At 74.3% G+C, this 10,699-nt stretch carries 9 protein-coding genes; 3 read left to right on the top strand and 6 right to left on the bottom strand.

Annotation, left to right across the window (positions count from 1 at the left end; genetic code table 11):
* Positions 1 to 141: 141 nt before the first annotated feature.
* A complete protein-coding gene (locus ADK52_RS04065) occupies positions 142 to 609 on the bottom strand; it encodes a MarR family transcriptional regulator (RefSeq protein ID WP_234343342.1) in 468 nt (155 codons plus the stop codon).
* A 107-nt stretch (positions 610 to 716) separates the two neighbouring features.
* On the opposite strand from ADK52_RS04065, the gene ADK52_RS04060 reads away from it, so the two are divergent.
* Positions 717 to 1,625, top strand: a complete 909-nt coding sequence (locus ADK52_RS04060) for an aminoglycoside phosphotransferase family protein (RefSeq protein ID WP_053688400.1) — start codon at positions 717 to 719, stop codon at positions 1,623 to 1,625.
* 66 nt (positions 1,626 to 1,691) lie between these two features.
* On the opposite strand, the gene ADK52_RS04055 is transcribed toward ADK52_RS04060, so the two are convergent.
* On the bottom strand, positions 1,692 to 2,075 hold the full coding sequence (locus tag ADK52_RS04055) for a winged helix-turn-helix transcriptional regulator (RefSeq protein WP_053688399.1): 384 nt from the start codon (positions 2,073 to 2,075) through the stop codon (positions 1,692 to 1,694).
* Positions 2,076 to 2,177: 102 nt separating this feature from the next.
* Between ADK52_RS04055 and ADK52_RS04050 the strand changes: the two genes are divergently transcribed.
* Positions 2,178 to 2,585: a RidA family protein gene (locus ADK52_RS04050; RefSeq protein WP_053688398.1), complete on the top strand. Its 408-nt coding sequence runs from the start codon at positions 2,178 to 2,180 to the stop codon at positions 2,583 to 2,585.
* Positions 2,586 to 2,888: 303 nt separating this feature from the next.
* Here the strand turns inward: ADK52_RS04050 and ADK52_RS04045 are convergent, their stop codons facing one another.
* From ADK52_RS04045 to ADK52_RS04035, 3 genes are all read right to left on the bottom strand, one after another.
* Positions 2,889 to 3,143, bottom strand: a complete 255-nt coding sequence (locus ADK52_RS04045) for an acyl-CoA carboxylase epsilon subunit (protein WP_053688397.1) — start codon at positions 3,141 to 3,143, stop codon at positions 2,889 to 2,891.
* Positions 3,140 to 4,822, bottom strand: a complete 1,683-nt coding sequence (locus ADK52_RS04040) for an acyl-CoA carboxylase subunit beta (RefSeq protein WP_078987935.1) — start codon at positions 4,820 to 4,822, stop codon at positions 3,140 to 3,142. Before ADK52_RS04040 ends, ADK52_RS04045 begins: the two co-directional genes overlap by 4 nt.
* A 134-nt stretch (positions 4,823 to 4,956) precedes the next feature.
* On the bottom strand, positions 4,957 to 5,802 hold the full coding sequence (locus ADK52_RS04035) for a 4'-phosphopantetheinyl transferase family protein (RefSeq protein WP_053688401.1): 846 nt from the start codon (positions 5,800 to 5,802) through the stop codon (positions 4,957 to 4,959).
* Positions 5,803 to 6,283: 481 nt separating this feature from the next.
* Between ADK52_RS04035 and ADK52_RS04030 the strand changes: the two genes are divergently transcribed.
* On the top strand, positions 6,284 to 9,946 hold the full coding sequence (locus ADK52_RS04030; protein WP_267887234.1) for a BREX system ATP-binding domain-containing protein: 3,663 nt from the start codon (positions 6,284 to 6,286) through the stop codon (positions 9,944 to 9,946).
* Between the two features lie 104 nt (positions 9,947 to 10,050).
* On the opposite strand, the gene ADK52_RS04025 is transcribed toward ADK52_RS04030, so the two are convergent.
* A partial coding sequence (locus ADK52_RS04025; RefSeq protein WP_234343340.1) for a thiamine pyrophosphate-dependent enzyme occupies positions 10,051 to 10,699 on the bottom strand: 649 nt, incomplete at its 5' end.

Raw genomic sequence — 10,699 nt, 5'->3', positions numbered from 1 at the left:
CACCCCCGTGGGGGGGGCCCCGCACCGCCCCCCCCCCCCCCCCCCCCCCCCCGCCCCCCTCCACCCGCCACAACGACCGCTGCTGACAGGCAGCAACGGCTGCCACCGTTCCGACGCGACATCACCCAGCCCAACCCGCTCCTAGACGGCCGGGGCGTCCGGAGCCAGGCGGGTCAGCATCTCGGGCGAGAGGCGCTGCGCGAGGGCATCCAACAGGGCGACGACCTCGGCGAGTTCGGCGGGGTCGCTCGTGCCGAGCGCGGTGGACAGGGCACCGTCGATGGACGCGGAGGCGACCTCGGCCCGCCGGTCGGAGACCTCGGGGTCGCGCCGGACGAGCGTGCGCCGCCGGTCGCGGGGGTCGGTGGTGGTGACCACGGAGCCGGTCTCACGCAGCCGGGCCACGCAGGCGGACACCGCGCTCTGCGGCAGACCCGAGCGGACGGCGATCTCACCGACGGTGGTGTCGGGGTGGGCGTACACGTCGAGCATCACGATCAGGACCGACCGCGTGCTCGTCGTGCGCTTGCCGACTCCGCCGGTCGGGATGGCCTCCTCGCCGATCTTCATCAGCGTCCGGCCCAGCAGGAAGAGCTGCACTCCGTTCATGCGCCCGACCGTACATCAGGAAAGATGTATCGGATCTGATGCGATCCGCTTTCCCCTGCCGGAAAACCCTTGGCAGGGCCACGCGTGCGGCGCGTAGCGTCCCGTCCATGTCCGGTACGAAGATGCACGCCGACGAGGTCGACATCGACGAGCCGCTCGTCGAGCGGCTGGTCGCGGCGCAGTTCCCGCAGTGGGCGCGGCTGCCCGTACGGAGGGTGCGCTCGGCCGGTACGGACAACGCGATGTACCGGCTGGGCGAGGACATGACCGTCCGGCTGCCGCGCATCCCCGACGCCGAAGGCCAGGTCGCCAAGGAGCAGCGGTGGCTTCCGCACCTCGCACCCCACGTGCCGCTGGACGTGCCGGTCCCGCTGGGGCACGGCGCGCCGGGCGAGGGGTATCCGTTCGCCTGGTCGGTGTACCGGTGGCTCGACGGCGAGAACCTGTACGACGAGCCGCTCGCCGAGCACGGACTCCGCGACGCGGCCGCCGGGTTGGGGCGTTTCGTCGCGGCCCTCCACCGCGTCGACACCGCCGGTGCGCCGACGTCGTTCCGGGGCGGGCCGGTGGGTACGGCCGACGCCGGCGTCCGCGCGGCGATCCGGGACCTGGGCGCCGCCGGCACGCACGACGCCGGGGCCGCGACCGCCGCATGGGAGGCGGCCGTACGGGCGCCGCAGTGGCAGGGCGCACCCGTCTGGCTGCACGGCGACCTGCTGCCGGGAAACCTCCTCGGCCGCCGGGGGCGGCTCAGCGCCGTGATCGACTTCGGCGGGGTGGGCGTGGGCGACCCCGCGTGCGATGTGATGGCGGCCTGGACCTTGCTGACCGCCGACACCCGCGAGGCGTTCCGCGAGGCGGCGGGCGTGGACGACGCGACCTGGGCCCGCGGGCGCGGCTGGGCGCTGCGCTTCGGCGTCACCGCGGAGCACTACTACCGCGTGAAGAACCCCGTCCTGGCCCGTGTCGCCCACCGGGCGGTGGCCGAGGCCATCGCCGACCACCACGCCTCCTGACGTCGGGCATCAGGCATCAGGCATCGAGCGTCAGGTGTTTGGGTGTGACGGCTTTGGTGTGAGGTGTCAGCCGTCGAAGCGGCGGCAGGATGCCTCGATCTCGCCGAAGTACCGGTGGGTCCAGTCGCACAGCCCGTCGATCGTCTTGCGCAGCGCCCTGCCCGGCACGGTGAGCGTGTACTCGACCCGCGGCGGCACGGTGGGGTACACGGTGCGCTCCAACAGCCCGTAGCGCTCCAGCATGCGCAGGTTCTGGGTGAGCATCTTGTGGCTGATGCCCTCGACCTCGTCGCGCAGCTCACTGAAGCGCAGGGTGTCGTCGCCGAGGGCCTCGATGATCAGGAGCGCCCACTTGTTGGCGACGTCGGAGAAGATCTCCCGTCCCAGGGAGTCGGCGCGCCGCAGGTCCGCTTCATCGCGTGCGCCGCCGCTGAACTGCTTGGTCACCATCGGGTTCCCCCGTCACCTGAAAGTGCGTTCTTCCATGTCAGCGACCACTCTCCTACGGTTCCTGAGTAACCACAAGAGACCGCGACATGGAGGCTGTGCGCCATGGCCATCACCCTGCTGAACCCCGCCGGACTGCCCGAGATCCCCGTCTACCGGCAGGTGTCGATCGCGTCCGGCTCGAAGCTCGTCTTCATCGCCGGGCAGGTCGCCTGGGACGCCGACGGGGCCGCGGTCGGCGAAGGCGACCTCGCCGCCCAGGTCGAGCAGTGCTACCTCAACGTCGCCACCGCCCTGGCCGCCGCCGGTGCCTCGTTCGACGACGTGGCGAAGCTGACCGTGTACGTCGTCGACTGGACCCCGGACAAGATGCCGCTCCTGCTGGAGGGGATCGCCCGGGCGACCGCGAAACTCGGCGTCACCCCCGTCCCGCCGGCCAGCATGCTCGGCGTCGCGGCCCTGGACGTACCCGAGCACCTGGTCGAGGTCGAAGCCACCGCGGTCCTCGACTGAGGAGGCGGCGCGGGAAGGCGGGGCCTCGGCGCGCCCCGGCGGAAGTGCTCGCCGGCGCCCGGCGCCCGGACCGTCTCGCTCAGGGCGCCGGCCGCCGGAGTGGCCGTCCAGCTCGACACCGCGCCGCTCTGCCTGAGCCGCGTCGGTGAGCCGGGCCCTCGCCTTCGCCGGCTACGCCCTCGCGTTGCTGCGGCGACCTGCCGTCAGGGGGCGGGCATGCCGCTGACCGCCCGGCCTGGGGGGGTGGCCGGGCGGCGTGCGGGATCGTCCTTCGTGTGGGGGGGCGGGCGGTGGGGAGAGGGCCTACGAGGCCCAGGCGCCCGGCGCGATGAAGGACGGTCGGGGGCGCAGGGGCAGCTTGTGCACCTGGGCCTCCGTCTGTGAGGCCTGCGCCTCGTTCTGGAGCCGGATCCGGGCGGTGAGGAGCACGGCCAGGGCCGCGACCTCCTCCGCCGACGGATTCCCCTTGGTGATGCGGATCGAGGCCGCGAGGGCGAGGGCGGACGTGTCGCCGGCGGTGTCCGGGGTGGGGCCCGGAGCCGGCGTGGGGGCGGTCACAGGGGGACGTTCCCGTGCTTGCGGCTCGGCTGCTGCGTGTGCTTCGTACGCAGCATGTCGAGCGTGGAGACGAGCCGCGCGCGGGTCTCGGCCGGGTCGATGACGTCGTCCACGAGGCCGCGTTCGGCCGCGTAGTACGGGTGCATCAGCTCGGTCTGGTACTCCTTGATCTTCTGCGCGCGCGTGGCGTCGGGATCGTCCGAGGCGTTGATCTCGCGCCGGAAGATGACGTTCGCCGCGCCCTCCGCGCCCATCACCGCGATCTCGTTCGAAGGCCAGGCCAGGGCGACGTCCGCGCCGATGGACCGGGAGTCCATGACGATGTAGGCGCCGCCGTAGGCCTTGCGCAGGATCAGGCTGATCCGCGGGACGGTCGCGTTGCAGTACGCGTACAGCAGCTTCGCGCCGTGCCGGATGATGCCGTTGTGCTCCTGGTCGACGCCCGGCAGGAAGCCGGGTACGTCGATCAGCGTGACCAGCGGAATGCTGAACGAGTCGCAGAACTGGACGAAGCGGGCCGCCTTCTCGGAGGCTTGGATGTCCAGGACGCCCGCGAGGTGGGCCGGCTGGTTGGCGACGATGCCGACGACGTGGCCGCCGAGCCGGGTCAGCGCGCAGACGACGTTCTGGGCCCACTGGGCGTGGACCTCGAAGTAGTCCCCGTGGTCGGCGACCTCCTCGATGAGGTCGCGGATGTCGTAGCCCTGGGTGGGCTTGGCCGGGACCAGGTCCAGCAGGCTCTCGCAGCGCCGGTCCACCGGGTCCTCGAGGTCGCCGGCGGGGGCGAGCTCGCGGTTGTTGGCGGGCAGCAGGGAGAGGAGGTGGCGTACGTCCTCCAGGCAGCTCTGCTCGTCGTCGTACGCGAACGCCGCCACGCCCGAGGCGCCGGCGTGGCTGTCGGCCCCGCCGAGGTGCTCCATCGTGACGGCCTCGCCGGTGACCGCCTGGACGACGTCCGGACCGGTGATGAACATCTGCGAGGTGCCCCGCACCATGAAGACGAAGTCCGTGAGGGCGGGCGAGTACGCGGCGCCGCCGGCGCACGGGCCCAGGATCACGGAGATCTGCGGGATGACGCCCGAGTTGCGGACGTTGCGCTGGAAGATGCCGCCGTAGCCGGCGAGCGCGGTGACGCCCTCCTGGATGCGGGCGCCCGCGCCGTCGCAGAGGCCCACGATCGGGGCGCCGGCCGCCTCGGCCAGGTCCATCAGCTTGTGGATCTTCTCGGCGTGCGCCTCGCCCAGCGCGCCGCCGAAGATGCGGAAGTCGTGGGCGTACGCGAAGACCGTGCGGCCGTGGACCTTGCCCCAGCCGGTGACGACGCCGTCCGTGTGCGGCTTCTTGTCCTCCAGGCCGAAGCCGGTGGCGCGGTGCTTGCGGAGCTGCTCGACTTCGTTGAACGTACCTTCGTCGAAGAGCAGTTCGATCCGCTCGCGGGCGGTCAGCTTGCCCTTCGAGTGCTGGGCCGCGGTGGCGCGTTCGCTCGGGCCGGCCTCGGCCAGCGCCCGTACGGCGTGCAGTTCCGCGGTGCGCTCGCGCAGGGAAGCGAAGCGGGTCTCCTCCCGGCGCGGGGGGATCGCAGCCGCGGGTCGGGACTCCGCAGCGGGTCGGGAGTCCCCAGCGGGTCGGGAGTCCGGCGCGAGTACGGTCTCCAGTGGTCTTTCCTCGACGATGCTCATACGGGCCCTTTCGACACAGAGGCACCGGGTCCGGCCGGTGTCGCGTCGCCCAGCTTCACCGTGGGCGCTACAGCTTGGCTTGACTCCGGCCCGGGAGCGGGTCGAGCTCCGGGGCCGGGGCACATGACGGGTGGTCAGACGGGGTCCAGCAACCCGGAGACCATCGCGACGAACCCCTCGTCGAGCATGGTGGACACGGCGGTGTCGCGGGACGGATCGAGTCCGGCGTCGTGGCAGGCGACGCTGACGAGGTAGCGGCCGAGGACGGAGTAGGTGCCGAAGGCCCATTCGCCGTGGGCGGCGGGAGTGCCGTCGGGGGCGAGCAGACCGGTGTCGCCGGTACCGCCCGCGGCGAAGCCGAACTCGGAGAAGCCCATCCGCAGGCCCTGGCCGAGGGCCTTCGTGTACGCCTCCTTCAGCGTCCACAGGCGCAGCATGCCGGCGGTCTGCTCCGCCTCGGGGAGGGCGGCGAGCTCGGCCCGCTCGGCCTCGGTGCACACCTGGTTCTGGAGCAGGGAGAACGCCAGTCTGCGGTCGGCCGGTTCGGTGTCGATGCCGATGCGGCCGTTGCGGCTGATGCCGACCGCGATGAGGTCGTCGGTGTGGGTGAGGCTCAGGTCGATCTGGTCCAGGCCGCGCAGGTACGGGCGCCCGCCCGGCTTGTACGAGAGGTCCAGCTTGGCGGGGTCGGTCCCGAGGGCGGCGGCGGCCGTGTACCGGACGGCGAGCCGGGAGGCGACGAAGCGGAAGCGGATGGTCGGGTCGGTGGTGTGGCGGTAGCGCTGCCAGTCCCGGCCGAGGAGGGGCCGCAGGGCGGGCTCCGCGAGGGCGGCGGTGAGCCATTCGCCCCAGGTGGTGTGGACGGAGGCGTTGCCCCGCCGGGCCATGCCCTCCCGTACGGCATCCCAGGGGCCGGCGGGGCCGGTGACGTGGACGGGCGCCGTGATGCGCTGCGCCGTGTCGTATCGGGGGCCTTCCATCGGCATCGGCATCGGCATCGCCCTCTCGTGGCAGGTGTTTCCGCTGGCGGCGGCGGTGACGTGGCGCTGTCACGCTCGGCGCGCCGGGTCGAGGAATCCTCGAACTCCGCTTGAGAAGCACCACAGATCGCACCGCGGAACGATCGGTACCGGCTCGCTACGGCGGCTCCCGCGGCGGGGGCCGGACCGGTGAACACCTCACGCAGACGCCGCCGACGGGTCGCTCCGTAGGGGTACCGGGGGCCGGAGGCCGGGGGGACTGGGGGCCGGGGCCGGGGCCCGGGCCGGGGGCCGGCTCCGGACCGGGCCGCACCCACGCGCCGCTCCCCCGGCGGCGTGCGCCCGAGCAGCGGGCTGCCGGACGCCGCGGCGTGGCCCGGTCCGGAACGCGAGCCCCGGGGGCCACCCCGGGCGGCCCGGGATCTTTTTGCTCCGTCTCCGCTCGACCACCCCTGTAGGCGCGGCTTCGACCCTGACCGGGGTGAGGGGTGGAGTTTCGATGACGGGGGCACGTGTGACGCTGGTGGGCAGGGAAGCGGTGATCGGGGCGCTGGACACGGCGCTCGCGGAGTGCGCCGAAGGGGGCGCGCGGATCGTTCTGGCCGAGGGCGCCACGGGCTGCGGCAAGAGCGCGCTGGCGGACGCGGCCGCCGAACGGGCGCGCCGGGCCAGGGCGTTGGTGCTGACTGCGGTGGCCTCCCCGGAGGAGCGCCATGTGTCCCTGGGCGTGCTGCGGCAGCTGGCGCACGGTGAGGAGGGCTTCGCCCTGCCGGCGTCCGCGCCCGTGCCCGCCGCCGACGGTTCGGGTGCGCCGCCCGCGCGGGTGGAGGCCATGCAGGCCTTCTGCGCGCGGCTGCGGGAGCTGAGCGCGCAGCGCCCCGTCGTGCTCGTCGTCGACGACATCCAGCACGCCGACGGGGCATCCCTCCAGTACCTCCAGTACCTGGCCCGGCACGCCCGTACGGCGGCCGTACTGACCGTACTGACCGGCACTCCGCACGCCGAGGACCTCGACCCGGTCTTCACCACCGAGCTGATGCGCCAGCCGCACTTCGCCCGCCTCCGCCTGGACCGCCTCACCCCCACCGAGGTCGCCACGACCCTCGCCGCCCTCCACCCGGCGACCGACCTCGCACGGCCCGGCGCCACCACGCCGCCTGGCGGGCACGCTCCGGCCGACGGGCTCGTGCCGAACGCCGGGCTCACGCCGCCTGGCAAGCAACTCCCGGCCAGCGAGCTCGTGCCGGTCGGTGACCCCACGCCGCCTGGCGGGCCCACGCCGGCAAGCGGGCCCACGCCGACAAGCGGGCACGAGCCGACCAGCGGGCCCACGCCGCCTGGCGCGCAACTCCCGGCCGACAGGCTCATGCCGGTCGGCGACCCCACGCCGGCAGGCGGGCTCGAGCCGACCAGCGGGCTCGCGCCGAACGGCGACCCCACGCCGCCTGGGAGGCAACTCCCGGCCGGCGGGCTCCCGCCCGTTGCCGACCTGCACCGCATCAGCGGGGGCAACCCCCTGCTGCTCCGCGCCCTCGTCGAGGAGACCGGGGCCGGGCGGTCCCCCGCGCCCGAGCCGGGTGGCGCGTACGGCCAGGCCGTCACGACCTGCCTGCACCGGACCGGGCCCACCGCCCTCGCAGCGGCCCGTACGGCGGCAGTGCTCGGGGAACAGGCCTCCCCGGAACGGGTCGTACGCCTCCTGGGCGGATCGGCGACGGCCACCCGGCGGGCCTTGGCCGCACTGGAGGCCTCGGGCCTCCTGGTGGCCTCGGCCCAGCCGGAGCCCTCGGGGCGGTATGAGATCCCCGGCCCACTGGATGCTCCGGGCTCGCCGGAAACCTCGGGCCGGCCCGAAGCCCACGGCCGGTACCAGACCCCGAACCAGTACGAGGCCGCGGGGCGGTACGCGGGCCCCGGCCTGCCAGCGGCTCCGAGCGGACCGGACGCCACGGGCCGGCACGAAACCCAACACCCGCACGCAGCCGCGAGCTGCCACGCAGGCCCCGGACTGCCAGCGGTCTCAAGCGGCCCGGACACCACCGGCCGGCACGAAACCCAACACCAGCACGCAGCCGCGAGCTGGCACGTCGGCCCCGGCCTGCCGGCGGCCTCGGGCGGACCGGACGCCACGGGCCGGTACGAAGCCCGACGCCGGCACGAAGCCGCGGGCTGGTACGAGGGCCCCGGTCTGCCGGAAGTCTCGCGGCGGGCGGAGGCGTTGGGCCGGCCGGACGGCGCGGGCCACCCGGACGGCATCCGGTTCCGGCACCCCGCCGCGCGGGCCGCCGTACTGGAGGACACCACCCCCGGCATCCGCGCCGACCTGCACCGCCGGGCCGCCCGGCTGCTGCGCGAGGACGGCGCCCCCGCCACCACCGTCGCCGAACACCTGCTGGCCGCCGCCACCGACCACGCGCTGGGCGGCCCCGCCCTGGACGTCCCCGTCACCGAACGCGCCCCGGGCGATCCCGCCGACGTCGAGGTGCTGCGCGAGGCCGCCGAGGAACTGCTCGCGCAGGGCGATGCCCGCGCCGCCACCCGGCTCCTCGAACTCGCCCTCCGGGCGGGCGCCGACGCGCACACCTGCCACGGGATCCGGCTCCGCCTGGCCCAGGTCGCGGCCCGTTTCGACCCGGCGGCTGCCGAGCGCCGACTCACCGCGCTGCTGGCGACCCACCGGGCCGAAGCCCCCGGCCGCCCCGCGGACTCCGGGGCTGCCGGGAGCGCCCGGGACACCGGGCACGCCGAACGCCTCGGGCACGCCGACCCCGCCGAACCCACCGGCCCGCCCGCGCGCGCCCCGTACGCCGACGGCGCTGGGCGCGGCCTCGGCCTCGGCCCGGTCGGGGACGGTGAGCACGCCCGGCTGCTCGCCGGGCTGTTGTACGCGCAGGGGCGGGTCGGGGAGACTGCCGGGCTCGTCCCCGGCGGAGGCGCCGGCGGGGCGGCCGCGTTCGACAGTGACCTCGATACGCCCCGGGCCGTCAGCGAACGGTTGTTGCAGGGGACCCGGCTCTCCGACGCCACCGCCACGCCACTCGCCCAGGCCGTCCGGTCCCTGACCGCCTCCGATCAGCCCGACCGCGCCGTCTCGTGGAGCCGCAGGCTGCTGGAGGAGGCCGAGCGGGCGCACGCTCCCGGCTGGGTCTCGCTCTTCGGCACCCTCCACGCCGAGGCCCTGCTGCGGCTCGGCGACCTCACCGGGGCCCACGCCCACGCCACGGCCGCCCTCCAGGCCCTCCCCGACCGCACCGGCAGTGCCTTCCACTGTGCGCCGACGGCCGTGCTGATCCGGGCCTGCAGTGCCATGGGCCGGTTCACCGAGGCCTCCCGGCTCGCGGACCGCCAGCTGCCGCCGCGGCTGCCGGCCAGCCTGTACGGGCTCGCGCACCTGCGCGCCCGCGGCCTGCACCGCCTCGCCGTCAACCAGCCCCACGCCGCGCTCGCCGACTTCCTCGAAACCGGCCGCCTCATGGCTGCCTGGGGCATCGACCGCCCCGCCCACCTCCCCTGGCGCACCGACGCCGCCGAGGCGCTGCTGCTGCTCGGCGAGGCCCGGCGGGCCGAACAGCTCGTCCTGGACCAACTGGCCCACCCCGACGCGCGGCGCCCCTGGGTACGCGGCGTCTCCCTGCGCCTGCGCGCCCTCACCGGCGAACCCCGGCGGCGGACCGCCCTGCTGGGCCAGGCCGTCGAGGAGCTGCACCGCTCCGGCGACCGCGTCGAGACGGCCCGCGCGATGGCCGACCTGGGCCGCGCGCTCCAGGCCGAGGGCTCCTCCAAGGGCAACACCATGGTCCGCAACGCCTGGAACCTCGCCAAGGACAGCGAGGCCATCGCCCTGTGCCGGGAGATCCTCCCGGACGCGCCGCTCACCCCGCCCGTGCGCGACCGTGCGCAGGCGGGTGCGGGCGGTCAAGCAGCCGCCGGCGGTGCCAAGCTGAGCGGTTCCGAGCAGCGCGTGGCGACGCTGGCGGCCCAGGGTCTGACCAACCGGGAGATCTCCGCGAAGCTCTTCCTGACGGTGAGCACCGTCGAACAGCACCTCACCCGGGTCTACCGCAAGCTCCGGATCAGCTCGCGCGGCGACCTGCCGATGGATCTGACGCCCGTCAGCCGGACGGCCGGCCGAAGCGCCGTCTGATCCCCGCCGGACGCCGACGCCGGACGCCGGAAACGGATCAGGGGCCGGTACGGGTTACCCGTACCGGCCCCTGATCCGTTTCCGGCGTCCGGCTTCCCGGTCCGTCAGGCGACCACCGTCCACGTGTCGTTGCCGGCCATGACGCCGGCGAGGTCGCCCTTGCCCTTGCTGTCGACGGCCGCCTGGAGCTGCTGCGCCATCAGCGTGTCGTAAACGGGGCGTTCGATGTCGCGGAAGACGCCCATGGGGGTCCGGTGGAGGGTGTCCGCGTCGGCGAGGCGCGAGAGCGCGAAGGCCGTGGTCGGGGACTTGGCGTGGGCGTCGTGGACGAGGATCGCCGATTCGTTCTCCGGCGTGACGTCCACGACCTCCAGGTCTCCGGTGGTGTGGTCGCGTACGACGCCCTTGTGCCCGTCGGCGCCGAAGCGGATCGGCCGGCCGTGCTCCAGCCGGATCACCGCCTCCTGGGCGGTCTGCTTGTCCTTCAGCACCTCGAAGGCGCCGTCGTTGAAGATGCTGCAGTTCTGGTAGATCTCGACGAGCGCCGTGCCCTGGTGGTCAGCTGCCGCGCGCAGTACCTCGGTGAGGTGCTTGCGGTCGGAGTCGACGGTCCGGGCGACGAAGGTGGCCTCGGCGCCGAGGGCCAGTGAGACGGGGTTGAAGGGGGCGTCGAGCGAGCCCATCGGAGTCGATTTGGTGATCTTGCCGACCTCGCTGGTGGGCGAGTACTGGCCCTTGGTCAGTCCGTAGATC

It is taken from the genome of Streptomyces sp. WM6372, from assembly GCF_001279655.1.
Lineage (GTDB): Bacteria > Actinomycetota > Actinomycetes > Streptomycetales > Streptomycetaceae > Streptomyces.
The sequence above is the reverse complement of the archived record's forward strand: the minus strand, read 5'-3'. Positions and strand labels throughout refer to the sequence as shown.